We start from the raw sequence: 22,438 nt of genomic DNA on the forward strand, positions 1-22,438 counted from the left end.
GCCGCATCGTCCCTGATGTATCTCGCCGCCATGCGCCTGGAGCCGGCCTGAGGCGGCGGAGCCGATATTCCGGTCGGTGTTCGCCAAAGCCTGCAAAAGCCGCTATGGAACCAGCGGCGTCAAATGCTGTTATGTATGACCGCAGGGTCGCGCCGCGACGGCGGCGCGCCGGGGGTGGAAAGTGAGGCTCGGCATGGCGGACGACAAATCGAAGATCAAGCAGGATCGCAAGCTGGTTTCGAGCGAGGAAACCTATGAGGTTGCCGCTTTCGCCCGCAAATACGGCATCCCGCAGAGCGAGGCCCAGACCATCATCAAGCGCTACGGGCCCTCGAGGAAGAAGCTCGACAACCACATGGCCGCGCGCGGATAGCTCGGCGCGACCGGCTTTGGAAGCGTTGCCCGGGGCAGGACCCGGGCGCATTGCGGCACCGAATGGTTGGAGGCCACGGCCATGCCCGACACCGCGCGCAGAACCGGCAGTTGCCTTTGCGGCGGCGTGCAGTTCACCGTCAGCGGTCCGCCCCTGCGGGTGGGTCTCTGCCATTGCAAGGATTGCCGCAAGACCAGCGGCTCCGCCTTTGCCGCCTTCGCCATCTGGCCGCGCCAGGCGTTCGAGACATCGGGCATTCTCGGCACCTATGCCGGCCGCGGCTTCTGCCCGACCTGCGGCAGCCGTGTCGCCTCGCTCAGCGACGACGAAGCCGAGGTGATGATCGGCAGCCTGGACGTGGCGCCGACCGATCTCATGCCGGAGTACGAATTGTGGATCGGCCGGCGCGAATCCTGGCTGCATGCCTTGCCCGATACGCGGCAGTTCGAGCACGACCGGCCCGCCGCGCAGGCTCCCGGCCCGCCGCCGAGGCCGCTGTCGGACGCAGCTCCCGGCGGCTGAAAATTAGTCGAAAAGTTTAGCGGCCGCGACGGAACCCCGGAACGGCGGCCGGCGTTATCGGGCGCCTCAGTTTCAATGGAGATCGCCGTGAACGACAAGTTCTTTCCCCGTCCGGTCAGGCTGAAGGTCGGACCGGCCCGCGAGCGCGTGGTGCGCAGCGCCTGGGAAGGCCTGGAATGCCTGCGCGACTGGCCCGGCAAGCACGGCCGGCGCTACCGCGCCGCATGGCGCAGCTGCCGCGATGCCCTCGATGGCTGGACCCCGGCCGAGAAGGCGATGCGGGCCATGATCGATGCCGGGCGCGAGGCGGAATTTCTGCCCGGCAACGGCAAATCCTGAAAGCCTGCCGCCTCAAGGGGCGGTCCGGAACCCGATAGCTGCATCGCGGCAAGCCGCCGGCTACTGTTTCGGCGGCTGCGGCGGCACTTCACCCGGTTTGATCACCGGCGTCTTGCCTTCGTTGGGCGCCGGCGCGGCCATGCCCTGGTCGCCTGTCGGCGGCGGCTTCAGCACGCCGCCGCAATCGTTCAGCGTCTCGGTCAGCGTGTTGTCGGTCGGCTGCTGGTTGCCGTCGGGCTTGGCCCGGCATTTTTCGCTGGGCGCCTGCTTGTCGGGGTTCTGCTGCTCGGCCTGTGCCAGCGCCGCGGCGGGCGCGGCGAGCATCAGGCTGACGGACATGATGGCGAGAAGTCTCATCTCGGCCTCCTTTCCGGGTTGGGCCGCCCTCACCGGCCGCCCAATGGTCGATGGCTTGCCTTCGATGGCTTGCCTCAATAACCGCCGACGATCGGCAGGATTTCGCCGGTGATGTAGCTGGAGCATTGCGGCGAGGCCAGGAACACATAGGCGGGCGCGATTTCCTCCGGCTGGGCGGGCCGCTTCATCGGCGTCTTGGCGCCGAACTGCGATACGTCCTGCGCCTCCTTCTCCGACGGATTGAGCGGCGTCCACACCGGCCCCGGCGCCACAGCGTTGACGCGGATGCCCTTGCCGACGAGGTTGCCCGACAGCGCCCGGGTGAAGGCATGGATGCCGCCCTTGGTCATGGAGTAGTCGACCAGGTCCTTCGATCCCTCGATGCCGGTGACCGAACCGGTATTGATGATGGCCGAACCCGGCTTCATGTGCGCCACCGCCTCCTGCGCCATATGGAAGTAGCCGTAGAGGTTGGTCTTCAGCGTGGTGTCGAAATGCTCTTCGGTCAGGTCGGCGAAATCGGTGGAATGGATCTGGAAGGCGGCGTTGTTGACCAGCACGTCGAGCCGCCCAAGTTCCTTCACGACCCTTGCCACGGCCTTGGCGCAGAAGGCGCGATTGCCGACATCGCCGCGCAAGGCGAGGCAGCGGCGGCCCTCCGCCTCGACCGCTTGCTTGGTCGCCTCCGCGTCGCGGTCCTCGCTGAGATAGACGATGGCGATATCGGCGCCCTCGCGCGCGAACAGCACCGCCACCGCCCGGCCGATCCCGGAATCGCCGCCGGTGATCAACGCCGCCTTGCCTTCCAGCTTTCCCGAACCGCGCCAGAACGGCGCGTCATAGAGCGGCGCCGGCTCGATGGCCCATTCCTCGCCGGGTTTGGGATGATGCTGGGCGGGAAAAGGCGGCGCGGGATATTTTCGCGCGCCGGCCTGCATGGCGCCGTCGCCCTTGGGCTTGGCCTTGGCGCGGTCCTTGGCGTCGACCTTGCGCTGGATGCTGCGCTGCTTGCTGGTTGCTTTCGAACTGTCGCTCTGGGTGTTGGTCGGCATGGTCATCTCCTCTGTGTTTGGACCGGAGACATCCCGAACCTCCTCGCGCAACGCGCGGAACTGTTCGCGATGTCTTCGGTCCAAACGCTCTGCTCGCAGGGACAACGCATGTCGGCGGAAAAAGTTGGCGGCTTTCGCAGGCGCGCATTGCAACCGCTCGCGTCCTGCCGCCGTTTCGCCTGCCGGAGGCAATCATGTTCGAAGGTTTTCAGACCCTCGAGGTCGACTGCGGCGACGCCCGCATCTTCGCCCGGCGCGCCGGCGACGGGCCCGCCGTCCTTCTGCTGCACGGCTTTCCGCAGACGCATCTGATGTGGCGCGACGTGGCGCCACGCCTGGCGGACCGGTTCACCGTCATATGCGCCGACCTGCGCGGCTATGGCGCCAGCTCATGCCCGGCGTCGAGCGCCGATCACGCCCCTTACGCCAAGCGCGCCATGGCCCGCGACATGGTGGCGCTGATGGCCGAGCTCGGCTTTTCCAGCTTCATGGTCGCCGGCCATGATCGCGGCGGACGTGTCGCCTACCGCCTCGCGCTCGACCATCCCGACCGCGTCGAAAGGCTTGCCGTGCTCGACATCGTGCCCACCGCCGACGCCTGGGACCGGGCCGACGCCAGGCTGGCGCTCGGCTATTGGCCGTGGTCGTTGCTGGCCCAACCCGAGCCATTGCCGGAAAAGCTCCTGGCCAGTGCGGCCGACGCGATCGTCGATGATGCCCTGGGCGGCTGGGGCTCGTCGCCAGAGACATTTTCCGCCGGCGTGCGCCAGGCCTATGTCGAGGCCCTGCGCGATCCCGCCCATGCCCATGCGATCTGCGAGGAGTACCGGGCGGCCACGATGCTCGACCGCGAGCACGACCATGCCGACAGCGCCGCCGGCCGGCGCATAGCCTGCGCGGTGCTGGCGCTGTGGAGCGGGCAAGGCGCGCTCGCCGAATGGTATGCCGGCGAAGGCGGACCGCTGGCTTTGTGGCGCGGCTGGGCCGGCGATCTGCGCGGCCATGCGGTCCAAGGCGGGCATTTCTTTCCCGAAGAAGCACCCGCGCAAACGGCCGCCGAATTGAGCGCTTTCTTCGCCGGCCCCGAGACCGCAGCCCGAGAGGGCAATGTCAGGAAAAGTGCCTAGCGGTTTCCCACGTACCACTTTCCCTGGGGAATCGCGTCGAAACGTCTGGAGCGGTTCAGCGGGAACCTTCCCAGCCGGCCGCGACCAGGGGAATTGGAACCACATCCTTGGCTGCGCAGTTGCAGGGGCATCGAATGAACCCGGGAGCAGAACCATGCCACGCGGAGAAAAATCCAAATACACCGACAAGCAGGAGCGCAAGGCAGACCACATCGCCGAGGGCTACGAGCATCGCGGCGTGTCCGAGAAGGAAGCCGAGCGCCGCGCCTGGGCCACCGTCAACAAGGATGATGGCGGCGGCAAGAAGGAGGGCGGCTCCGGCCGCGGCAAGCACACCGGCCATCCCGCCGCGCATAAGGGCGGCGAAAAGGGCGGCAAGGCTTCCGCCTCGCGTTCGGCCGCCAGCCGGTCGGCATCGGCCAGGAAGGCAGCCGCGACCCGCAAGCGCAACGAAGCGCACGCCCATTGATGCGCGGGCGACCGGGTCACGAAGTTCCTATGCGCCTTGCCTGCCCTCGCCCGGGCTGCTCTTGATCAGATCGTCGCCCGGCGGATCATCGAAGTTGGGCTCGGCCGGATTGTCGGACGGCGGCCTTTGCGGACAGTCCTCGTAGCCGTGGTCGCGGCCGCCGCAGAACGAACAGCACATGGCCTCGCGATCCCTGTTCCCGGGCGGCCATCGCGGGGTTTGGTAAGGCTTCCTGCCGAGCATGCCCAGCAATGCGCGAGGCGCGATTTGGTTGCGCGCCCGCGCCGCCCCTCGCAAGAGAAGACGCCGGCTGTTGCGCAACCGCCAGACAAAGTGCGAATCTCCCCGGCATGCCGCAACCAAGCTTGATCGCCCGGCGTTGCGGATCATGCCTTGGAGAGACCGCCATGTCCGTTCGAATCCTGTTGCCGACCGTGGCTGCCATGCTTGCCGCCACCGGCCTGGCCGAAGCCCGGCCCGACAGCCGCGCCATGAGCTGCGCGCAGATCCGCGCCATGATCCACAGCCACCGCGCCGTCGTGCTGACCACCGGCCCCAACACCTATGACCGCTATGTCAGGCAGTTCGGCAATGAATGCGATTGGCCCGAAGTGCCGATGTCGGCCTATATCCCGGCCCGTGACGGGCACTGTCCGGTCTACCGCTGCGAGGAGCCGGTCAACAATTTCCCGAATTGACCGGTCGGCCAGGCGCCGGCATCGACGTTCGGGGATTGCCGCATCCCTGCCTGAAACCATTCCGAGGGGCCGGCGTTGACGCGTGGGGTGGCCGCCACAGGAGATGCCCATGACCGTCAACTGCCGCGTATCGATCGACAACCGGCCTCAATCGATCGAGGCCGTTTTCCAGGCCGTGCCCCGGATCGGCGAGAGCGTTTCGCTGTCCGTCGACGGAAACGCCCAGGACCTGCGCGTTTCGCGTGTCGTGCATGTGCCCGACGGCTCGCTCGAAGGGGCTGCGATCATCGTCGAGGTGACGGGCAACATCCTGTAGTCGCCTGAATCCGCAAATGCGGCGCGCCTTGGCCACGGCGGATCGGCAGCGGCAGCTTTCAGATGCCTAAGCCGATCGTCTGGCCGGCGTCTTCCATAGGGTGCTGCGGCACGATGATCGACGCCAGCGGCGCATTCAGCGTCCATCTGAAATAGCCGGGCGAGCGCTCGATCACGGCGGACCCGCCGAGCGACTGCGGCGCCACCCTTTGCAGGACAACGGTGCCGAACCCCTTGCGCGTGGTGTCGTCGCGCTCGTCGCCGCCGCTATAGGGGGGCGACCGCTCCTCCCAGACAAGTTGGAATTCGCGTTCGGCCAGAGCGTCGTCGCTCATGCTCCAGGTCACCTCGACCCGGCCGGAATCGCTGGCGAGCGCTCCATACTTGGACGAATTGGTGCCGAGCTCGTGGAAAGCCATGCCGAGATTCTGCACCGCATTCGACTGCAAGGTCAGCAGCGGTCCCGAAAGCAGTATCTGCTCCTCGCGGCCGAACGGTTTGAGATGTTCCTGGACCAGGTCGAACAGGCTGGCTCCCGCCCAGTTCGAGGTGACCAGCAGATCGTGCGAGCGTGACAGCGCCATGATGCGGGCGCGGATCATCTCCTCGAACTCGCGCGGGTCCTGCGAGCGCTTGCTGGTTTCCCTGACCATCGACAGGATCACCGCAAACTGGTTCTTGACGCGATGGTTGACCTCGCGCATCAGCATCTTGATCCGGCGCTCGTTCTCCCTGCTGGCGCTGATGTCGCGGGCGATCTTCGAGGCGCCGACGATCTCGCCGCTGCCGTTCCTGATCGGCGACACCGTCAGCGAAACGGCAATGAAGGTGCCGTCCTTGCGCTTTCGCGTCGTCTCGTAGCTCGCCAGGCGCTCGCCGCGGCGGACCTTGGCGATGATCTCGGTCTCCTCGTTCTTGAGGTGGTCGGGGATGAGCATCAGGATCGACTGGCCCACCGCTTCTTGCGCGCTGTAGCCGAACATGCGTTCGGCCGCCTGGTTCCAGCTTTTGATGATGCTGTTCAGGTCCTTGCTGATGATGGCGTCGAAGGAGGAATCGACGATCGCCGCCAGCTGCGCATCGGCCGTTGCGTCCTGTTTTTCACCGCTTGCTATGTCAGCCATTGCCCCGCCAGGTGTCAGCCTATAGCCACTAGATAACGCGTGCGCCGGACAAGGCAATCACCTTGAAGCGGCCTGCTGCTTCAACTTCATCGAAATCGCCTCGCCGGCTGGAGTGATCGAGGGGAAGGTCGTTCCGCAGATCAGGGCGGCCGGCATCGGAGACGCCAGCGACCATACAAAATGGTTTTCGAGCACCAGGACAGAGCGGACATTCAAGTCCATGGGCACCGGAAGCGCGGAACCCGTCCTTGCGGGCCGGCATCACCTGAATGTCACCGCGCCTCAGTCAGAATGGCCGTCGCCCACATTGCCGTTGCCGCCCGGGGTGGACAGCAGTCCGAAGTCCTGGGACTTGACGCCCTGCTCCGCCGCCAGGAATCCGTCCGAGGCGAGGCCACGCCGCAAGAGCTCCCTGACCGCGGCCGAGCGGCTCGGCATGCGCTTGTCGAAGCGCCAGTTCTCCAGTGCCGCCAGTTCGTCGGCGGTCAGCATGACCTGCAAGCGTTCAGGACGTTCCAGTTCAGTCACGGCACTTCCTCGCACAACCGAATACGCGAATGAGTATCTGTCTCATTCCACTAATAATTAGGATAGCAATCCTAACACGTCAAGGTCGGCAAATACGCGACCTCCCCATCCTGCTCATGATGACTATAAAGCGTCGGGTGCGCCTTTGCGTAACCATGCTAACTAACTGATATACATCGAGTATTTTCAGATTTCCGCTTGCCACACACCGATGCGAGGCGCATGCTACAAAGGCAAAACCAGTCCAGGAGGTTTCCATGCGGTATGACTACTCGACGCGGTTGCGCGATGACGTTCAATCCGCGGTCACCACGGCTTTCAGGACGTACGGCATCGTCAACATCACCGCGGTGGCCGAACGGATCAGGCTCAGGAACCTCGACGAAAACGTTGCTCTCGAGGACGTCGAGCACCTGGTCCTGGCGGCCGCCCAACTGCTTGGCGCCGCCATCGAATTCGAGGGCCTGACCATGATCGACCGCTTGCCGGACGCTCATGTCAACGGCCGCCCCGGCGGACCGGCCCCTGCCCTGAAGCGCCTCGTCTGAACAGATTTGAGGCGACGCGCTAAGTCATTTCGGGCGACCTGCATCAGGGCTCCGGTGGCCGGGCGAGCCCGCTGGACGCGGCCTACCTGTGGAAATTGAGCGCGCGCGCTATATGGTGTTGAATTCCCCTCCGGAGAACACGCCATGACGCTCGACACACGCAAGCTCGGCAGCCAGGGGCTGCGGGTTTCTGCCATCGGCCTCGGCTGCATGGGCATGAGCCAGTCCTACGGCCCGGCCGACGAAGCCGAATCCATCGCCACGCTGCACCGCGCGATCGAACTCGGCTGCACCTTCCTCGACACCGCCGAGGTGTATGGCCCTTACGCCAATGAGGCGCTGCTCGGCCGCGCCTTGAAGGGCAAGCGCGACCAGGTGACCATCGCCACCAAATTCGGCTTTCGCATCGAAAATGGCCGGCAGGTCGGCACCGAACGCGACAGCAGGCCGCAAACCATCAGGGCGGCGGTTGAAGGGTCGTTGAAGCGGCTCGCCACCGACCATATCGACCTTCTCTACCAGCACCGTGTCGACCCAGCCGTGCCGGCCGAGGATGTCGCCGGCACGGTCGGCGAACTGGTCAAACAGGGCAAGGTCCGCTTCTTCGGCCTGTCGGAGGCGGGAGCCGCGAACATCCAGCGGGCGCACGCCGTGTTTCCGGTCTCGGCGCTGCAGAGCGAGTACTCGCTGTGGGAGCGCAATCTCGAGCCGGAAATCATTCCCCTGCTGCGGCAAACCGGCATCGGCCTGGTGCCGTTCTCACCGCTCGGCCGCGGCTTCCTGACCGGCGGCGCCAAGCGCGCCGAGGACTATCCGGAAGGTGATTACCGCCGCGGCGACCCGCGCTACCAGGGTGCGAACTATGACGCCAATGTCGAGGCCGCCGCAAAGGTCCGCGACATCGCCGCCGCCAAAGGCGTCAAGCCAGGGCAGATCGCGCTGGCCTGGCTCCTGGAGAAGGGCAACGTCTTCGGTGTCGACATCGTGCCGATCCCCGGCACCAAGCGGATCAAATATCTGGAAGAAAATGTCGCCGCTGCGTCGCTGAAACTGGAGGCCGCCGAGATGGCGGCGCTCGACGACGCGCTGGCCCCGGGGAAGGTCTCCGGCCCGCGCTACGGCGACCGCACCATGATGATGATCGACCGATAGGTTCGCACGTCGCCGGTGAATCGGGCCTATTCCACCGGTGCGGGCTTTTGCCGAGGATCGGGCCGCAACCGCTGGTGAAGTTCCCTGCCGGCGTGCAGGGTCCGGTCCGCCAGCGCGGCGAGTGTTCCGCGCAAGGTCCTTGTTCCCAGCACCGAATCCAGCGTCACCGACTGGGTCGCGAAGCGCCGCTTGAAGTCCTCGCCGCCGCACAGGAAGTCGACCATCGTCAGCCCTCTGTCGATCGACCACTGGATGTAGTCCATCATCAGCACCATGCCGGGAGACGCCCGTTCGACATCCGGATCGTAGGTCGTGACGAAGGCCATCATCGTGTTGTGCTGGACGAAATTGATCGAGACCGCCACCACCATCCCGGCGCATTCCAGCACGAAGACATGCAGGAGTCCTTCCCTGGCCAGCACCGCGACCAGCGCGGCCAGGGCCGGCGACCCCTCATCGAACAGGTTGGATTCGTGTCCGCGCGCGGCGAGCCATTTGCGCTTGAACTCGGCGAGCCTGTCGAGGACGGGCTGCATCGGCTCGTCCGGCGACATGAGGCGGAACCGCACTTCGCCGCCTTCCTCGAGGAATTTGCGGCCACGGCGATAATTCTGGCGCATCTTCTTCGTTTGTTCCCCGAACCAGTCCGCGCCCGTACGCCATGGCCCGGCGACCCGGAAGCTGGTTTCGCTGCGGCGGTTCGGGCGCAGCGCCATCTTGGGCGCCGAAGCGGGAGCAAGCAGCGTGCGCATCGCGGCGTCCGGCAGCAGGCGGTTCAGATAGACGAGATCGAAGCCGCCCGCGGCCGAAATTTCCTGCCATAGCGCCGCGACCGCCGCCGGATCGCAGTCCGGCGCGACCAGCACGTCGCCATAGTCGCTGTGGTCCTTGGCAGCCCATTCCAGGACGTTGACGCCCTTGCGCCGCACCGTCGCCAGCGGGATGACGGCGTCGATCCGGTCACCGTTCCAGACGAGGCCGATCCTGAGACCACGCAGCTCCCGGTCCGGGGCCGTCTGCCACCACGCCGTGACCCAGGCGTGGCTTTGAAAGATCAGCCCCTCCGCCCGGCGCCACAGCTCCGTCCAGGCCGGCCCGACCGACGCGAGGCGCTCCTCGGAGGTGACGATCTCCAAAGCGCCGGCCTTCGGGCCCTCGATCGCGGCGTGAGCGTTCATGGCTGCGGGCTCCGTGTCGGCTCGGACGAAGCGCGGCGGCGAAACCGCCGGGCGATGTGCCCCCACATCTTCTTGAGCGGCAGCACGTAAAGCCCCGACAGGGATTGATAGTCGCGCGCGCCGCGTTCCATCAATCCGAACCTGAAATCCTCATCGGGCTTGGGCACGCACAACGTTCCGAATAGCCGGTCCCAGAACGAGAACAGCAAGCCGAAATTCTTGTCGTAGTGCCTTGGATCGACGCTGTGGTGCAGTTGGTGCCAATGCGGGCACAGCACGATGTTGTTGAGCGGCCCGAACGATATCTTGAAATGGGTGTGCCTGACGAAATCCATCATCAGGATATTGCGCATGACGTATACGTTGACGCCGAAGATCGTCACTTCGACGAGGTTAAGCGACAAAAGGGTCCAGATGCCGAAGCAGATCCCGGGTATGACGCCGTCCCAGGCGCGGTTCATGAGCTCGTCGAGCGGATGAACCCTGTCCTTGGTGATCCCGACCATCACCTCCGCCGAGTGATGCACCTTGTGCAGTTCCCACAGGAACGGGAAGCGGTGCTGGGCCACATGGTACAGGTAATAGGATATGTCGTAGGCGATCAGCATCGTCACCGTGAAGATGACGATCGTCACCGCTCCCGGCGGTCCCGGCAGCAGCGGCGGCTCGATCTGGAGGAGTGCCGCCAGCGTCCGATTCGTCGCGTAACCGACGGCGACGACGAAGGTCACGCCCGCGGGCAGCATCAGGAAGGGCATAATCGCCTTGCGGGTGATCCAGAAAAGCAGGTCCGCCCGCGCCGAGGGATGCGTGACGATCTCGTTGGGAAAGACGAAATCGAAGAATTCCCTGAAGCTCTTGCGCTCCGCCGTCCGCCAATAGGCGATCAGGGCGCTGCCCAGCGCGGTCAGCAGCAAGAGGCCGGCCGCAAGCAGGCTGGAGCCGGACAACTTGTCCAGGATCCTTTCGATGATGCCGGCAATCGACATGGGCCCACTCATTTATGCAACCGAAGCTTGACTTGCAGGAGGCGATTGACCTGACTGGCCGGGCAAGCCGCCACGCCGTCAGGGCTCTCGATCATTTCGCCGTCACCCTAGTCGAGAATCCATAGCGAAAGCTTAAGCTAATTAAAAACAATGAATCCGCTAAAAAGCCCGCTATATATTGCCGAATTCTGAATAAAACTCCTAAAATTGACAGCAAAGGACCGGCAGCGCTTGGCGTGGAGATCGCAACTTCGGGGAATCGCCGGGTGATCGTGCCGGTCCCGAGCTCGCCGGCCCGCGGCCGGGCTGCCAAACCCCTCCCAAGCTTATTTCCCGGCGCCCGGCTGCTTGTTGAAAATCGTGAGCAGGTCCATCGGCAGCGGAAACACCACCGTCGACGAGCGCTCGCCGGCGATGTCGTGCAGCGCCTCGAAATAGCGCAGTTGCATGGCCTGTGGCTCCTGCGCCAGCATCTTGCCGGCCTCGACCAGCTTTGCCGCCGCCTGCTGCTCGCCATCGGCGTTGATCACCTTCGCGCGCCGCAGCCTTTCAGCCTCGGCCTGCTTGGCGATGGCGCGGACCATGTTCTCGTTAAGGTCGACATGCTTGATCTCGACATTGGACACCTTGATGCCCCATGCGTCGGTCCGCTGGTCCAGGATCTCCTGGATGTCGCTGTTCAACTTGTCGCGCTCGGCCAGCATCTCGTCGAGTTCGTGCTTGCCGAGAACCGAGCGCAACGTGGTCTGCGCGAGCTGGTTTGTCGCGGCCATGAAGTCCTCGACCTGGATGACGGCCCGCTCGGCGTCGACGATGCGGAAATACAGCACCGCGTTCACCTTCACCGAGACATTGTCGCGCGAGATCACGTCCTGCGGCGGCACGTCCTGGACCACCACGCGCAGGTCGACCCGCACCATCTGCTGGACGAAGGGGATGAGAAGGATGAGGCCGGGGCCCTTCACCCCGGTGAAGCGGCCGAGCGTGAAGACCACGCCGCGCTCATATTCCCGCAGGATGCGAATGGCGGAGGACAGGAAGATCAGCACGATGAGGGCGAGTAGCAGATAGGCGACGTAACCGATGATCATTGCCTTGCTCCATTGTTCCTGCGCCGGACCGTCAGCACGAGATCCCTGACATCGGCCACCTCGACGCTGTCGCCGGGGGCGAGCGGTTCATCGGCTTTCGCCCGCCAGCGCTCGCCCTGCGCGAGCACATGGCCCTCGCTGCCCGACCAGTCGAGGATCCTGGCCGGCAGCCCGTGCATGGCCTGCGCGCCGACACGCGGCAGGCTCCTGCGCGCCCTCCACAGATAGCTGCCGGCCAGCAGCGCCAGGCCAAGCGTCAGCGCCGCGGCGGTGCCGATGAGCGCCCACGACATCTCGAAGCCCGGGCCCTCGACCTTGAGCAGCATGGCGGCGCCGAGCAGGAAGGCTGCCACGCCTCCAAGCCCGAGCACCACGGTCGGGTTGAAGGCCTCGATGACGAGGAAGGCGATGCCAAGCAGCATCAGGGCGAGGCCGGTATAGCTGATCGGCAGTAGATTGAGGGCATAGAGCCCGAGCAGCAGGCAGATGGTCCCGATCACGCCGGGCGCCACGGCGCCTGGGCTGGTGAACTCGAAGACGAGGCCGTAGACGCCGGCCAGCATCAGGACGACGGCGATGTTGGGATCGGTGATGACGGCGAGAAGCCGGATCAGCCAGCCGGGATCGAGCGTCTCGACCGCCACGCCCTTGGTCGCCAGCACCTGTTGCTTGCCGGCCACCTCGACCGTGCGGCCGTCGGCAAGCTGGAGCAGTTCGGCGGTGTTGCGGGCGACGAGGTCGACTACATGTGCCTGAAGTGCCGCATTGGCGGAAAGGCTGGCTGCCTCGCGCACCGCCTTTTCGCCCCAGTCGGCATCGCGGCCGCGCAGTTCGGCGAGCGAACGGATCAAGGCGACCGCGTCGTTCGTCACCTTTGTCATCATCGGGTCGCCGGCCGGAGGCCCGGTGGCATTCTTCTGGTCGCCCTTGTCCTTCTCGTCGCCACCGGGAAGGGGCGGCAACCCGCCAAGCTCGACCGGCGTGGCGGCGCCCAGATTGGTGCCGGGCGCCATCGCCGCGACATGGGTGGCATAAAGGATATAGGTTCCGGCACTTGCCGCATGCGCGCCGGCGGGCGCGACATAGCCGATGACGGGAACCGGCGAGGCAAGGATATCGGCGATCATTTCGCGCATCGAGGTGACCAGCCCGCCCGGCGTGTCGATCTCGAGGACAACGGCTTCGGCGTGCCGCTCGGCGGCTTTGGCCAGCGCTTCGTTGAGCTGCCTGGCGCTCGCCGGGCCGATGGCGCCGTCGATCACGACGCGCAACGCGACCTTCTCCGTAGCCTCCGCGGTCACGGAAGAGTGACTGGCGGCCGCGGCGGCCATGAAGGCCGCTGCCAGAACCGCCATCCGCGCGAGGGTCACGCTCAAAACTCCCTGAATTACGCAGGATATGCTGTGCAGGATATGGCGTTCGGTCCGTCGAGATCCATGGCCTGGCCTCAGATTGCAAGCCGGCGACCCTGCCCTTCGCAGCCGGCGGCAAACGCAATGGGCAGACGTTCAAAGCCGGAAGGGGCCCCGCTCGCGCGCCGGCCCCGTCCTTGGTCAGCGGTCACGCATGTGCGTGCGGGTGACGGACGTCCCAGACGGCCCAACCCGATACGGCAACCACCAGCACGCCGAGAATGACGTGGGTGGCCATCGCATTCGTGTTCGCCATGAATTTGAGCAGCCAGGGCGACACGATCAGCCAGAGCCCGAGAACGACACCTACCCATTCCTCCCACTCGGCGAAGGCGGCAAGCGCCGCCACGGCCACCGCGCCCAGCACGACGCCGACAATCCAGGCGTTCCATGCGGGAGCGGTTTCAGCAGCGAAGCCGATTATCCAGGGTGAGATAAACAGGCAGACGGCAAGGACCAGATTGAGCCAGTCCTGGCCTTTCTTTCCTTCCATGAGTGTATTTGCCATGACAACCTCCATAGATGAAGCTTGGCCAAAGCGTTGTATTCGCGTGCAAACGCACGCTTAATGGTTGATGTAACTATGCCTCACATGGCCTTCAAGGCCTGCCCCACGGACGGGTCGCCTCCGCGCCACCCGCCTCTTGTCGGCGCATTCTAGAACGTGATCTTCACCGAGGCAGCACTGCGGTTGGCCGCCCCGTGATGCACCGCTTCGATGTTGTTGCCGTCCGGGTCGAGAAGGAAAGCGGCGTAGTAGCCGGGGTGGTACCGGCGTTCACCCGGCCCGCCATTGTCCCTGCCGCCGCCGTCCAGCCCGGCCTTGTAGAACGCATCGACCATGGCGCGATCCTTCGCCTGGAATGCCAGGTGATGGCGACCGGTCAACTCTCCCCGAGCCGCGCGGCTGTCGGCGGTTGAAATGAAAAGCTCGTCGGCCCAGAAATAATCGGCGGCGCTGCCGCCGATCGGAATATCGAGCACTCGAAATACTGCTTCGTAAAAGCGGCGGCTGGCGGCGATGTCCCTGACCACTAGCTGGATATGATCGATGAGCCGGCCGCGATGCAGTTCTTCCATGCAAGCTCTCCTCTCGCCAAGGGCTCGAATCTAGCTTCGCATGATCCGGCGTCAATGCCCCGCCGAACGTCAGGACTTTCGCGCGGCATGCCGCGCCAGTGCGTGCTCGATCAGCACGTCGATGACCTTGCTGTAGCCGATGCCGATCGCCGCCAGCGCCTTGGCATACATCGAAATGTCGGTGAAGCCTGGCAGCGTGTTGACCTCGTTGACCAGCAGCGAGCCGTCGGCGCGCAGGAAGAAGTCGACGCGGGCCATCGCCTCGCAGCCGAGCGCCTGGAAAGCCCGCGCGGCCATCTCCCTTGCCACGTCGGCGACGGCGGCCGGGACATCGGCGGGCACGTTCACCACGGCGCCGTCGGCGTCCAGATATTTGGCTTCATAGGTGTAGAAGCCGTGCTTGCCGGCCGGGATGATCTCGCCGGGCAGCGATACGGTCAGCGTTCCGTCGGCCCGCTCCAGCACCGAGCATTCGATCTCGCGGCCGTCGACGAACTCTTCGATCAGGACCTTGCCGTCGTAGCGGAAAGCCGTCTCGACGGCCCGTTCGAAGCCGTCCCGGTCGTTCACCTTGCTGACGCCGAAGGAGGAGCCCTGGCGCGCCGGCTTGGCGAAGAAAGGCAGGCCGAGCGCGCCGGCGATCTCCTGGAACGGCCCGACATCGTTTCGATGCACGGTGACGGAACGGGCAACCGGCAGCCCGGCCTCGCGCAGCAGCCGCTTGGCGACATCCTTGTCCATGGCGGCGGCCGAGGCGAGAATGCCGCAGCCGACATAGGCGACGTCGGCGACCTCGGCATAGCCCTGCACCGAGCCGTCCTCGCCGAAAGGACCGTGCAGCACGGGAAAGACGACGTCGACCGGCGGCAGGTCGGGCTGTGCTCCGCCGCCCCGTGCGGCCACCAGCCTGCCTCTACCACCGGGCAACAATGCGACCTCCACGCCGTCCTCAGACACCGGTGCCCCGGCTCCGTCGTCGCCGGCTTCGGATGAAGATTGCAGCAGCCATCTTCCGTCCCTGGAAATGGCGATCGGGACCACCTCGTAAAGCGTCCGGTCGATGGCCTTCAGCACATTGGCGGCCGAAAGGCGCGATACGTCATGCTCGGCCGAACGTCCGCCATAGAGGACGGCGACCCTAATCTTGTTCTTCATTGAAAAGCCTTGTCCTTCATCGAAATCCCACAAGATCAAATGCTGACGGCAATGCCGCGATTGGCAAAGAAGCGATCGAAATCGGCGGCCGCCAACACTGCATTCGCCTGTGTGGCGCCGGTATGGCCGGACGGATTGTGAAAGCGAAAACCTTCATCCGATGCCGACATGACCAGCACCAGATGGCCGCCCTTGGACGGCGGCTCGCGCTCGGGCCAGCGGATCGAACTGCTGACCGAGGCGATGAAGAAGCGCGACTGCCCGAGGATCGCCGGAATATCCGATGTAGCGACACTGGTCATCACCTTCGCTTCCAGGCCGAATTCCGCCTTCACGAAGCTGACAAAGGGGGCGTAGATCAGGCCCTTGATCGATCGTTCGGTGACGACATAACCGCCATATCCGGTGCAGCGCCTGGCCAGTTCGATGGTCGGCACGATCTGGCCGCGCGCCGCCAGGATCATCTTGAGGCACGCCATGCCGCAGACATTGGCGGCCCACAGCGCGTATTCGTCCAGTGTCCGCGCGCCCGAATTCTCCCACAGCGCATCGCGCCGCAGCGCCACCTCGGCGCCATCGGCAAGCACGGCCAAGGTCATGTCGGGCGTCTCCCACTGGCTGAAAAACGGCACGGTCCCAGGCGGTGGACTCATCAATTCCTCACGCGGATGGCTTCAATTTCGTATACAAGGATACGAGTGCGGGGAACAGTGCTTCAAACCTCATTCGCCTGATCAGCGATGGCCCGCGCTCGGGTTTTGCCCGCCGGGCGAAGCTTGCCAATGCCCGCCGATCGGCGCACTCTCCGCCCTACCAAGCCGGTCGCCGGGTGTCGGTTCCTCTCCTCGCCCGTCGTGTTAGGATTGCGCAATGACCCGCGACCAGATGCTCGCCCACCTTCGCGCCGCCGACGCCGTCGCTCGCGAGGCGGCCGTGCACGGACATCATCCGTTCGGCTGCGTGCTGGTCGGGCCGGACGATCGCTTGCTTATGCGCCAGGGAAATCTCGACACGGTGCGCCATGCCGAGACGGAGCTCGCCCGGCGCGCCGCGGCTGCCTACGAGCCGGATTTCCTCTGGTCCTGCACGCTGGTCTCGACCGGCGAACCCTGTGCGATGTGCGCCGGAACACTCTACTGGGCCAATATCGGCCGCCTGGTCTACGGCTTCGAGGAGACGAAGCTCCTGGCGCTCACCGGCGATCACGCCGAGAATCCGACGATGAGCCTGCCCTCGCGCACAGTGCTCGCCTCGGGCCAGAAGAAGATCGAGGTCTTTGGCCCCTTCCCCGAGATCGAGGACGAGCTGATCGCGCCGCATCGCGATTTCTGGACGCGCTGACGCGCCGGCCGAGGCCGCGCGCAAAGCCGCCAGATGGCCACCGGAACGGAATTCAAACGATCTCTTGGAACGTGTTTGCCAACAGCGTCGTCAATGCGCTGGTGGCCCGGGCGACTGCCTGAACCGGTCATGCTTACCGCCCATAGGTGTACGTCACGCTGGTCTCGCCGAGCGCCTGGCTCTTCGCGGCCACTGCCACCATTTCCGGAGAGGGATTCTCCGGCGCGCGCAGCTTCGGCGCGCCGAGCGCATAGAGCGTGAAGACATAGTGATGCGTGCCGCTGCCGGGCGGCGGGCATGGCCCGAAATAGCCTGCGCGGCCGATGCCACCCTTGCCGAGCACCGTACCCTTGGGCAAGCCTTTGCCGCGCTTCGAGCCAGCCCCTTCGGCCAGGCCCTTCGCGCTTGCCGGGATGTTCCAGGCCAGCCAGTGCCAGAAACCCTTGCCGCCGCCGGCGTCGGGGTCGAACATGGTGAGCGCGTAGCTCTTGGTGCCTGCCGGCGGGTCCTTCCATCTCAAGGCGATCGATACGCTTTGCCCGCTGCAGCCGCCGGCCTTGTCGCCGAGATATTTTTCGGCCCATTTGCCGTTGGAAACCGACGGGCTTGAAATCTCGAAAGCCGCCGCCTGATTGGCGAGGCCGAACAGCACCAGCACGGCGAAACCGAGGCGCAAGCTCATGGCTTCCTCCACTTCCAGCCAAGATGCCGACGAGTTTAGCCGAAAAGCGGCCCGAAATTAGGCAATTTGGCGCGAAACTGCTGGTGGGAGCCGCGGGAATTGCTGGTCCCTGCAACAAAAGCTGCCGGACGGCGCTATTCCGCCGCGCTGCATTCTTCGGTCGGCTCAGCCGGACCGATCGCCGAGATCCAGAGCCGGTCGATGTCGGCTAGCTGCGCGCGGTCGATTTCGTCGAGATGGTTCCAGTACATGCCATCCTCGTAGAAATAGCCGAGCTCGCGCTCGATTTGCTCGGCCACTTCGACCCTATGGTGATGGATGCCCGCACGCGCATCCATCTTCATGCCGGCGAGGCGCTCGGGGGACAGTAACCGCAATTCCTCGAAGGACAGCCTTGGGAAGACCAGGCGGCTTTGCGGCAGGTCCGACAGGTTGATGCAGAGCGTGCCGCGTCGCAGCGCATGAATGAGCAGGCGGGCGGATTTGGCCTCGAGGCTCTGCAGCGTGACATCGTCGCGCAGCGGGTCGGCGCGGCCGATGCCGTAGAAATGGGTGTCGCCGGCCGTGTCGTAGATCATGTCGCAGCCGAGGAAGGCGAGCACGTCCGGCCTCTGGCTGTGGACGGCCCAATAGGCCGCTGTCAGCGACATGGTGGCGCCGGCATAGACGAAGCCGCCGAAAGTATTCTGGGCCGGCACGTAATGCGCGGCGCTGAAGATCTCGGCCTGCCGCAGCGGTTCCAGAGGCGGCATCCGGTTGGACGGGAAATCGCCGGCATGCACCAGCACGTCCCAGTCGGGGCGCACGCGCCAGGCATTGTTGATGGCGACGATGCTGGCGAAGGTCTCCTTCGGCCAGGCGGCGCAGCGCACGACATCGGGCGCGCTGCCGAGAAGCAGCGTCACTCTGGGCGTTGCGGAGACCATGACATCCTCATTCGCCCGGCAAAGGCACGCCCGCATTTACCGCACGCCTTGCCAGGCGCACAAGGGCTGCCGACAAGCCGGCCTGACGCCCCGGGGCCAGGAATCCGGTCGGTGCTAGTTCCTCAGCAGCTTGGCCAATCTGGGAATGCCCTCGGTCACCGCGCCGCGGTCGGCCAAGGTGAAGGACAGCCGCAGCGTGTTGCGCCCGGTGCCATCGGCGAAGAAGGCGCTGCCGGGCACGAAGGCGACACGCGCTTCCTTCACCGAGCACGCCAGGAGAGGTTCGTGGTTCAAAGCTGGGCTTCGATGGCGGCCTTGTCGATGATGGACCACACGAGCCGGATCTTCGCGCCGCGAAATTCATAGAAGACGTTCTCGGCGAAGGACACTTTCCGGCCGTCTACGGCAAGCCCGAGGAAATTTCCCCTGGGCGTGCAGTCGAACATCAGGCGGCTCGCGACATGAGGCGGATCGCAGACCAGCAGCCGGATATCGAAACGAAGATCCGGAATGTCGTCGAAATCCTTCTCCAGCATCGCACGGTAGCCGGAGAGACCGATCCGCCTGCCATTGTGGGACACGTCATCGTCGACGAACTGCCCGAGGTTCGGCCAGTCCTGCCGGTTGAGGCAGGCAATGTAGTCGCGGTAGATACCGGAAAGGTCGGTCATGGCGCATGAACCCGCGTTCGTGGACACAAGGCTATTTTGCACCAGCAACAAGTCAGGGCAACCCGGGTTTGTTCGCCGCTGGGGCGATGCGCCGTCGTTTGGCCGGCGCCTTAAGCCTTGAGCAGCGCCGCCAGCCGCGGAATGCCCTCGCTCACCGCGCGCCGGTCAGCGAGCGTGAAGGACAGCCGCAGCGTGTTGCGCCCGGTGCCATCGGCGAAGAAGGCGCTGCCGGGCACGAAGGCGACACGCGCCTCCTTCACCGAGCGCGCCAGGAGCGTGGTGGCGTCAGCGCCTTCCGGCAGCGTCACCCAGACGAACATGCCGCCTTCCGGGCGGCTCCAGGTCACGCCTTCCGGCATGTTGGCCGCGAGCGCGCCGAGCAGGCCGTCGCGGCGTTCGCGATAGGCGCCGATCAGCTTTTCGACCTGGGCCTCGAACACCGCTTCGGCCGCCCGGTGCATCACCATCTGGTTGATCGACGGGCTGTGCAGGTCGGAAGCCTGCTTCATCAGCACCAGCTTCTCCACCACGTGACGCGGCGCGCAGACCCAGCCGACGCGCATGCCCGGCGACAGGATCTTCGAGAACGAGCCGCAATAGAGCGTGCGCGCCTTGTCGATGCCGCCGGATCGGGCGCAGTCCAGCGCCAGGATCGGCGGCACGCTTTCGCCATCATAGCGCAGCGCCCGGTAGGCGGCGTCCTCGACGATTGCGATGTCGAGCTCGCCGGCAAGGTCGAGCACCGCCTCGCGCTGCTGCCTGTTCAGCGTGTTGCCGGTCGGGTTGGCGAAATCCGGCACCAGATAGGCGAACTTGACCCGGCCGCCATTCGCCGCCGCCGCCGCGCGATAGGCATCCGGCGTCATGTTACCGCCTTCCGGCCGCAGCCGGTCGTAGCGCGGTTCATAGGCGTTGAAGGCTTGCAGCGCGCCGAGATAGGTCGGCCACGTCACCAGTGCGGTGTCGCCGGGCGACAGCAGCAGCTTGCCGATATAATCGAGCGCCTGCTGCGAGCCCGAAGTGATGAAGATGTTGGCTTCCTCGCAGGCGACGCCGAGCTTGCCCATCTGCCCGGCGATCCATCGCCGCAGCGGCAGATAGCCCTCGCTCACCTGGTACTGAAGCGCGGCCCCCGCCTCGCCGCCGCCGAGCACGTCGGCATAGGCGTCGCGGATCGCCTCGGCCGGAAACAGCGCCGGATCGGGAATGCCGCCTGCGAAGGAGATGATGTCCGGCTGGTCGAGCAGCTTCAGCAGCTCGCGGATTTCCGAGGCCTTCATGCGCGACGAGCGCGACGCCAACAGGTTCATAAGGGTCAAGCACGCCTCCCCGGACGCATCGAATATAGGTCAACTTAGCTGACCTATATCTGGTCTCGCCGCAAATTGAATAGGGCCTGCTAGCCTTCCCGCATGCGCCAGCCGCCCGCCTTAGCGGAAAGCGACGGCCCCGCCTGCGCTACAAGGTCTTCTTGTAGCCGAGATGGGTGCCGGTGAAGCCGAGGCTTTCATAGAAGCGGTGCGCGTCCGCTCTGGTCTTGTCGGTGGTGAGCTGGACGAGGCCGCAACCGCGCGCCCGGCATTGATCAACAGCCCATTCGATCATCAGCCTGCCTATGCCTTCGGAACGGCGGTGCCCGGCGACCCGCACCGCCTCGATCTGACCGCGCCAGGCGCCCTTCCGCGACAGCCCGGCAAGGAAGCTGATCTGCAAGGTGCCGACCACGTCGGCGCCATCGACCGCCACCGCCAGCAACTGGTTGGGGTCGGCATCGATGGCGTTGAAGGCATCGACATAGCCCTGCGCCAGCGGCAGCGAGGCATCCTCTCTGGCCGCGCCAAGCGGATCGTCCGCCAGCATGGCCACGAGGGCAGGCAGGTCGGAGGCCAGGGCCTTGCGGAAGGTGATCATGAGCACGACTTACGGCGACGCGCCGGCGCCGGCAAGGCCGTTGGTTTGGAAGCCTCACCCTATCTTCGTCATCCTAGGGCGAAGCAGGAGCGAAGCTCCGTCGCGGAGACCCTGGGATCCATGCCGTGACATGGGAGCGCCGCTACCGTGCGGAATTTCGATCACCGAGCCCCGCGACATGCCCCGAGTCAAACCCGAGGACGAAGTGGCCAATGGCTACCATCCTGTTCCACAAAACAGCTCGAACCATTCAGGATTGGCCTTTTCGATCAGTTCGACCTTCCATTGCCGCCGCCAGCGCTTGAGCGATTTCTCGCGCTGGATGGCGTCCGTGATATCAAAATACTCCTCGTACCAGACCAGTCGCTGCACGCCATATTGGCTGGTGAAGCGCGAACCCTGGCCCGACTTGTGTTCTGGCATACGACGACCGAGATCGTTTGTGACGCCGATGTAAATGGTGCCGGCCTTCTGGCTGGCGGTCATGTAGACATAGCCGGTCATGTGTCGGGGCTATCGGGCCATGCGTTGGGAGAACATCCTGATTCGCTGCATTCTTCGGCAGGTGTCACGGCATGGATCCTAGGGTCTGCGCCGCGTCGCTTCGCTCCTTGCTCCGCCCTAGGATGACGAACCGAGGGAACTTCTTCAACCCCATACCCATCCTGGTCTTGCCGCACGGCGCCAGCGCCTCCCTCCAACACATTTGCAGCACCCGCCGGCAGCATATAGGAAAAGCCACAAGATGGCATTGGCGTCGGCGCCGGTCCTGGTTTCGCGGAGAGCGGTGTTGAGAGCGTGTGTTCGTCTGTGCCTGTCGCTGGTCGCGGTGCTCGCCTTGCCGCTTGTCGCCCATGCCCAATGGAAGCCGGTCGAGACGATCGAGCCCTACGCCATCTCGGGCCGGACCGGACAGGAGCTCTACCGGTCGATCGGCGAGAACGGACCGCTGATCCGCGGCGCCAAAACGCGCACCATCGCCTACACCAATTTCAAGCTGACCTGGACCAGGGACTACCAGAACAAGGGCGGCGATTGCGTGCTGGCATCGGCCAGGCCGAAACTCATCATCACCTATGCCTTGCCGAAGCCGTCAGGCTCCCTGCCGCCGGTCGTGCAGAAGAGCTGGGAGAGCTTCATCGCCGGCGTCGCCGCCCATGAGAAGGTGCATGGCGCCGATATCATCGCCATGGTGCGCAAGATCGAGGCGGCGACCGTCGGCCTCAGGGTTGCCGACGATCCCAAATGCGCCAAGATCCGGACCGAGATGACCAGGCGCCTCTCCGAATTGTCGCGGGCGCAGCGGCAGGCAAGCCGCGATTTCGACCGCGTCGAATTCGGCAATGGCGGCAATTTGCAAAAACTGGTTTTTGGCCTCGTGACCGGTCCCTGAGAGGG

Annotated in this window: 30 protein-coding genes and 1 pseudogene; 11 read left to right on the forward strand and 20 right to left on the reverse strand. The window is 65.1% G+C overall.

Annotated features, from left to right (window positions below; genetic code table 11):
* Window positions 1-193 precede the first annotated feature (193 nt).
* From FJ426_RS25590 to FJ426_RS25600, 3 genes are all read left to right on the forward strand, one after another.
* Window positions 194-373 carry a DUF3606 domain-containing protein gene (locus FJ426_RS25590; RefSeq protein ID WP_115144153.1) on the forward strand — a complete coding sequence of 60 codons (180 nt, stop codon included), beginning with the start codon at window positions 194-196 and terminating at the stop codon, window positions 371-373.
* 81 nt (window positions 374-454) lie between these two features.
* The gene (locus FJ426_RS25595; RefSeq protein ID WP_140499982.1) at window positions 455-895 is read left to right on the forward strand and encodes a GFA family protein; all 441 of its coding nucleotides are present in this window, start codon (window positions 455-457) and stop codon (window positions 893-895) included.
* An 87-nt stretch (window positions 896-982) separates the two neighbouring features.
* Window positions 983-1,234, forward strand: a complete 252-nt coding sequence (locus FJ426_RS25600; RefSeq protein ID WP_140499984.1) for a DUF982 domain-containing protein — start codon at window positions 983-985, stop codon at window positions 1,232-1,234.
* A gap of 60 nt (window positions 1,235-1,294) precedes the next feature.
* On the opposite strand, the gene FJ426_RS25605 is transcribed toward FJ426_RS25600, so the two are convergent.
* Window positions 1,295-1,591, reverse strand: coding sequence for a hypothetical protein (locus tag FJ426_RS25605; RefSeq protein WP_140499986.1), 297 nt, complete (start codon window positions 1,589-1,591; stop codon window positions 1,295-1,297).
* Window positions 1,592-1,665: 74 nt separating this feature from the next.
* Window positions 1,666-2,643, reverse strand: a complete 978-nt coding sequence (locus FJ426_RS25610; RefSeq protein ID WP_140557876.1) for an SDR family oxidoreductase — start codon at window positions 2,641-2,643, stop codon at window positions 1,666-1,668.
* Between the two features lie 194 nt (window positions 2,644-2,837).
* Between FJ426_RS25610 and FJ426_RS25615 the strand changes: the two genes are divergently transcribed.
* Both FJ426_RS25615 and FJ426_RS25620 read left to right on the forward strand, forming a co-directional pair.
* Entirely contained in the window at window positions 2,838-3,770 is a 933-nt protein-coding gene (locus tag FJ426_RS25615; RefSeq protein ID WP_140561087.1) for an alpha/beta hydrolase, read from the forward strand.
* A gap of 154 nt (window positions 3,771-3,924) precedes the next feature.
* Window positions 3,925-4,239, forward strand: a complete 315-nt coding sequence (locus tag FJ426_RS25620; RefSeq protein ID WP_140515975.1) for a plasmid stabilization protein — start codon at window positions 3,925-3,927, stop codon at window positions 4,237-4,239.
* 27 nt (window positions 4,240-4,266) lie between these two features.
* On the opposite strand, the gene FJ426_RS31515 is transcribed toward FJ426_RS25620, so the two are convergent.
* Complete coding sequence (locus tag FJ426_RS31515) at window positions 4,267-4,419, reverse strand: hypothetical protein (RefSeq protein WP_181171916.1); 153 nt, start codon at window positions 4,417-4,419, stop codon at window positions 4,267-4,269.
* A 227-nt stretch (window positions 4,420-4,646) separates the two neighbouring features.
* Here FJ426_RS31515 and FJ426_RS25625 point away from each other — a divergent pair, with 227 nt between their 5' ends.
* Together FJ426_RS25625 and FJ426_RS25630 are read left to right on the forward strand one after the other, a co-directional pair.
* Window positions 4,647-4,937, forward strand: coding sequence for a hypothetical protein (locus tag FJ426_RS25625; protein WP_140547516.1), 291 nt, complete (start codon window positions 4,647-4,649; stop codon window positions 4,935-4,937).
* Between the two features lie 109 nt (window positions 4,938-5,046).
* Complete coding sequence (locus FJ426_RS25630; RefSeq protein WP_140515979.1) at window positions 5,047-5,253, forward strand: hypothetical protein; 207 nt, start codon at window positions 5,047-5,049, stop codon at window positions 5,251-5,253.
* Between the two features lie 58 nt (window positions 5,254-5,311).
* Here FJ426_RS25630 and FJ426_RS25635 read toward each other — a convergent pair whose 3' ends face one another.
* Window positions 5,312-6,376 (reverse strand): PAS domain S-box protein, encoded by a 1,065-nt coding sequence (locus FJ426_RS25635; protein ID WP_140561088.1) that lies wholly within the window; start codon window positions 6,374-6,376, stop codon window positions 5,312-5,314.
* A gap of 282 nt (window positions 6,377-6,658) precedes the next feature.
* Window positions 6,659-6,904 (reverse strand): hypothetical protein, encoded by a 246-nt coding sequence (locus FJ426_RS25640; protein ID WP_140499998.1) that lies wholly within the window; start codon window positions 6,902-6,904, stop codon window positions 6,659-6,661.
* Window positions 6,905-7,161: 257 nt separating this feature from the next.
* Here FJ426_RS25640 and FJ426_RS25645 point away from each other — a divergent pair, with 257 nt between their 5' ends.
* Together FJ426_RS25645 and FJ426_RS25650 are read left to right on the forward strand one after the other, a co-directional pair.
* Window positions 7,162-7,452 (forward strand): hypothetical protein, encoded by a 291-nt coding sequence (locus FJ426_RS25645; protein ID WP_224519116.1) that lies wholly within the window; start codon window positions 7,162-7,164, stop codon window positions 7,450-7,452.
* 144 nt (window positions 7,453-7,596) lie between these two features.
* Window positions 7,597-8,604: an aldo/keto reductase gene (locus FJ426_RS25650; protein ID WP_140500000.1), complete on the forward strand. Its 1,008-nt coding sequence runs from the start codon at window positions 7,597-7,599 to the stop codon at window positions 8,602-8,604.
* Window positions 8,605-8,630: 26 nt separating this feature from the next.
* On the opposite strand, the gene FJ426_RS25655 is transcribed toward FJ426_RS25650, so the two are convergent.
* The 8 genes from FJ426_RS25655 to FJ426_RS25690 all read right to left on the reverse strand — a co-directional run bounded on the left by FJ426_RS25655 (window position 8,631) and on the right by FJ426_RS25690 (window position 16,162).
* Window positions 8,631-9,782, reverse strand: coding sequence for a GNAT family N-acetyltransferase (locus tag FJ426_RS25655; RefSeq protein WP_140500002.1), 1,152 nt, complete (start codon window positions 9,780-9,782; stop codon window positions 8,631-8,633).
* The gene (locus tag FJ426_RS25660) at window positions 9,779-10,771 is read right to left on the reverse strand and encodes a sterol desaturase family protein (RefSeq protein ID WP_140500004.1); all 993 of its coding nucleotides are present in this window, start codon (window positions 10,769-10,771) and stop codon (window positions 9,779-9,781) included. Before FJ426_RS25660 ends, FJ426_RS25655 begins: the two co-directional genes overlap by 4 nt.
* A 326-nt stretch (window positions 10,772-11,097) precedes the next feature.
* Window positions 11,098-11,862 (reverse strand): slipin family protein, encoded by a 765-nt coding sequence (locus FJ426_RS25665; protein ID WP_140500005.1) that lies wholly within the window; start codon window positions 11,860-11,862, stop codon window positions 11,098-11,100.
* Window positions 11,859-13,232, reverse strand: a complete 1,374-nt coding sequence (locus FJ426_RS25670) for a nodulation protein NfeD (RefSeq protein WP_140825558.1) — start codon at window positions 13,230-13,232, stop codon at window positions 11,859-11,861. Before FJ426_RS25670 ends, FJ426_RS25665 begins: the two co-directional genes overlap by 4 nt.
* 190 nt (window positions 13,233-13,422) lie before the next feature.
* Window positions 13,423-13,782 carry an SPW repeat protein gene (locus tag FJ426_RS25675; RefSeq protein WP_140500009.1) on the reverse strand — a complete coding sequence of 120 codons (360 nt, stop codon included), beginning with the start codon at window positions 13,780-13,782 and terminating at the stop codon, window positions 13,423-13,425.
* A 149-nt stretch (window positions 13,783-13,931) separates the two neighbouring features.
* Entirely contained in the window at window positions 13,932-14,354 is a 423-nt protein-coding gene (locus tag FJ426_RS25680; RefSeq protein ID WP_140500011.1) for a VOC family protein, read from the reverse strand.
* Between the two features lie 69 nt (window positions 14,355-14,423).
* On the reverse strand, window positions 14,424-15,509 hold the full coding sequence (locus FJ426_RS25685; RefSeq protein WP_140500012.1) for a D-alanine--D-alanine ligase family protein: 1,086 nt from the start codon (window positions 15,507-15,509) through the stop codon (window positions 14,424-14,426).
* Between the two features lie 35 nt (window positions 15,510-15,544).
* Window positions 15,545-16,162 (reverse strand): C39 family peptidase, encoded by a 618-nt coding sequence (locus tag FJ426_RS25690; protein ID WP_140500014.1) that lies wholly within the window; start codon window positions 16,160-16,162, stop codon window positions 15,545-15,547.
* Between the two features lie 217 nt (window positions 16,163-16,379).
* Between FJ426_RS25690 and FJ426_RS25695 the strand changes: the two genes are divergently transcribed.
* Window positions 16,380-16,850, forward strand: coding sequence for a nucleoside deaminase (locus FJ426_RS25695; RefSeq protein ID WP_140500015.1), 471 nt, complete (start codon window positions 16,380-16,382; stop codon window positions 16,848-16,850).
* 133 nt (window positions 16,851-16,983) lie between these two features.
* Here FJ426_RS25695 and FJ426_RS25700 read toward each other — a convergent pair whose 3' ends face one another.
* The 7 genes and pseudogenes from FJ426_RS25700 to FJ426_RS25730 all read right to left on the reverse strand — a co-directional run bounded on the left by FJ426_RS25700 (window position 16,984) and on the right by FJ426_RS25730 (window position 21,544).
* On the reverse strand, window positions 16,984-17,532 hold the full coding sequence (locus tag FJ426_RS25700) for a YbhB/YbcL family Raf kinase inhibitor-like protein (RefSeq protein ID WP_140500017.1): 549 nt from the start codon (window positions 17,530-17,532) through the stop codon (window positions 16,984-16,986).
* A 134-nt stretch (window positions 17,533-17,666) separates the two neighbouring features.
* The gene (locus tag FJ426_RS25705; protein WP_140500019.1) at window positions 17,667-18,458 is read right to left on the reverse strand and encodes a hypothetical protein; all 792 of its coding nucleotides are present in this window, start codon (window positions 18,456-18,458) and stop codon (window positions 17,667-17,669) included.
* Between the two features lie 114 nt (window positions 18,459-18,572).
* Window positions 18,573-18,737, reverse strand: a pseudogene (locus FJ426_RS25710) (PLP-dependent aminotransferase family protein); the annotation flags it as partial.
* A gap of 11 nt (window positions 18,738-18,748) precedes the next feature.
* Window positions 18,749-19,129: an ester cyclase gene (locus FJ426_RS25715; protein ID WP_140500021.1), complete on the reverse strand. Its 381-nt coding sequence runs from the start codon at window positions 19,127-19,129 to the stop codon at window positions 18,749-18,751.
* Window positions 19,130-19,239: 110 nt separating this feature from the next.
* The gene (locus FJ426_RS25720) at window positions 19,240-20,439 is read right to left on the reverse strand and encodes a PLP-dependent aminotransferase family protein (protein WP_181176990.1); all 1,200 of its coding nucleotides are present in this window, start codon (window positions 20,437-20,439) and stop codon (window positions 19,240-19,242) included.
* 148 nt (window positions 20,440-20,587) lie between these two features.
* Entirely contained in the window at window positions 20,588-21,040 is a 453-nt protein-coding gene (locus FJ426_RS25725; protein WP_140500024.1) for a GNAT family N-acetyltransferase, read from the reverse strand.
* 216 nt (window positions 21,041-21,256) lie between these two features.
* Window positions 21,257-21,544, reverse strand: coding sequence for a GIY-YIG nuclease family protein (locus FJ426_RS25730; protein WP_140825560.1), 288 nt, complete (start codon window positions 21,542-21,544; stop codon window positions 21,257-21,259).
* Between the two features lie 286 nt (window positions 21,545-21,830).
* Here FJ426_RS25730 and FJ426_RS25735 point away from each other — a divergent pair, with 286 nt between their 5' ends.
* Window positions 21,831-22,433: a DUF922 domain-containing protein gene (locus tag FJ426_RS25735; RefSeq protein WP_246675599.1), complete on the forward strand. Its 603-nt coding sequence runs from the start codon at window positions 21,831-21,833 to the stop codon at window positions 22,431-22,433.
* Window positions 22,434-22,438: the final 5 nt, after the last annotated feature.

This window comes from Mesorhizobium sp. B2-6-4, assembly GCF_006441495.1.
Classification (GTDB): Bacteria; Pseudomonadota; Alphaproteobacteria; order Rhizobiales; family Rhizobiaceae; genus Mesorhizobium.

What these genes read in the sequence shown, in the direction of transcription:
- FJ426_RS25725 (WP_140500024.1), bottom strand. Translation starts at nt 21,040, where the DNA reads ATGATCACCTTCCGCAAGGCCCTGGCCTCCGACCTGCCTGCCCTCGTG.
- FJ426_RS31515 (WP_181171916.1), bottom strand. Translation starts at nt 4,419, where the DNA reads ATGTGCTGTTCGTTCTGCGGCGGCCGCGACCACGGCTACGAGGACTGT.
- FJ426_RS25715 (WP_140500021.1), bottom strand. Translation starts at nt 19,129, where the DNA reads ATGACCGACCTTTCCGGTATCTACCGCGACTACATTGCCTGCCTCAAC.
- FJ426_RS25685 (WP_140500012.1), bottom strand. Translation starts at nt 15,509, where the DNA reads ATGAAGAACAAGATTAGGGTCGCCGTCCTCTATGGCGGACGTTCGGCC.
- FJ426_RS25645 (WP_224519116.1), top strand. Translation starts at nt 7,162, where the DNA reads ATGCGGTATGACTACTCGACGCGGTTGCGCGATGACGTTCAATCCGCG.
- FJ426_RS25625 (WP_140547516.1), top strand. Translation starts at nt 4,647, where the DNA reads ATGTCCGTTCGAATCCTGTTGCCGACCGTGGCTGCCATGCTTGCCGCC.
- FJ426_RS25630 (WP_140515979.1), top strand. Translation starts at nt 5,047, where the DNA reads ATGACCGTCAACTGCCGCGTATCGATCGACAACCGGCCTCAATCGATC.
- FJ426_RS25655 (WP_140500002.1), bottom strand. Translation starts at nt 9,782, where the DNA reads ATGAACGCTCACGCCGCGATCGAGGGCCCGAAGGCCGGCGCTTTGGAG.
- FJ426_RS25610 (WP_140557876.1), bottom strand. Translation starts at nt 2,643, where the DNA reads ATGCCGACCAACACCCAGAGCGACAGTTCGAAAGCAACCAGCAAGCAG.
- FJ426_RS25605 (WP_140499986.1), bottom strand. Translation starts at nt 1,591, where the DNA reads ATGAGACTTCTCGCCATCATGTCCGTCAGCCTGATGCTCGCCGCGCCC.
- FJ426_RS25695 (WP_140500015.1), top strand. Translation starts at nt 16,380, where the DNA reads ATGACCCGCGACCAGATGCTCGCCCACCTTCGCGCCGCCGACGCCGTC.
- FJ426_RS25620 (WP_140515975.1), top strand. Translation starts at nt 3,925, where the DNA reads ATGCCACGCGGAGAAAAATCCAAATACACCGACAAGCAGGAGCGCAAG.
- FJ426_RS25660 (WP_140500004.1), bottom strand. Translation starts at nt 10,771, where the DNA reads ATGTCGATTGCCGGCATCATCGAAAGGATCCTGGACAAGTTGTCCGGC.
- FJ426_RS25635 (WP_140561088.1), bottom strand. Translation starts at nt 6,376, where the DNA reads ATGGCTGACATAGCAAGCGGTGAAAAACAGGACGCAACGGCCGATGCG.
- FJ426_RS25615 (WP_140561087.1), top strand. Translation starts at nt 2,838, where the DNA reads ATGTTCGAAGGTTTTCAGACCCTCGAGGTCGACTGCGGCGACGCCCGC.
- FJ426_RS25675 (WP_140500009.1), bottom strand. Translation starts at nt 13,782, where the DNA reads ATGGCAAATACACTCATGGAAGGAAAGAAAGGCCAGGACTGGCTCAAT.
- FJ426_RS25705 (WP_140500019.1), bottom strand. Translation starts at nt 18,458, where the DNA reads ATGGTCTCCGCAACGCCCAGAGTGACGCTGCTTCTCGGCAGCGCGCCC.
- FJ426_RS25590 (WP_115144153.1), top strand. Translation starts at nt 194, where the DNA reads ATGGCGGACGACAAATCGAAGATCAAGCAGGATCGCAAGCTGGTTTCG.
- FJ426_RS25730 (WP_140825560.1), bottom strand. Translation starts at nt 21,544, where the DNA reads ATGACCGGCTATGTCTACATGACCGCCAGCCAGAAGGCCGGCACCATT.
- FJ426_RS25700 (WP_140500017.1), bottom strand. Translation starts at nt 17,532, where the DNA reads ATGAGCTTGCGCCTCGGTTTCGCCGTGCTGGTGCTGTTCGGCCTCGCC.
- FJ426_RS25680 (WP_140500011.1), bottom strand. Translation starts at nt 14,354, where the DNA reads ATGGAAGAACTGCATCGCGGCCGGCTCATCGATCATATCCAGCTAGTG.
- FJ426_RS25650 (WP_140500000.1), top strand. Translation starts at nt 7,597, where the DNA reads ATGACGCTCGACACACGCAAGCTCGGCAGCCAGGGGCTGCGGGTTTCT.
- FJ426_RS25595 (WP_140499982.1), top strand. Translation starts at nt 455, where the DNA reads ATGCCCGACACCGCGCGCAGAACCGGCAGTTGCCTTTGCGGCGGCGTG.
- FJ426_RS25665 (WP_140500005.1), bottom strand. Translation starts at nt 11,862, where the DNA reads ATGATCATCGGTTACGTCGCCTATCTGCTACTCGCCCTCATCGTGCTG.
- FJ426_RS25690 (WP_140500014.1), bottom strand. Translation starts at nt 16,162, where the DNA reads ATGAGTCCACCGCCTGGGACCGTGCCGTTTTTCAGCCAGTGGGAGACG.
- FJ426_RS25720 (WP_181176990.1), bottom strand. Translation starts at nt 20,439, where the DNA reads ATGAACCTGTTGGCGTCGCGCTCGTCGCGCATGAAGGCCTCGGAAATC.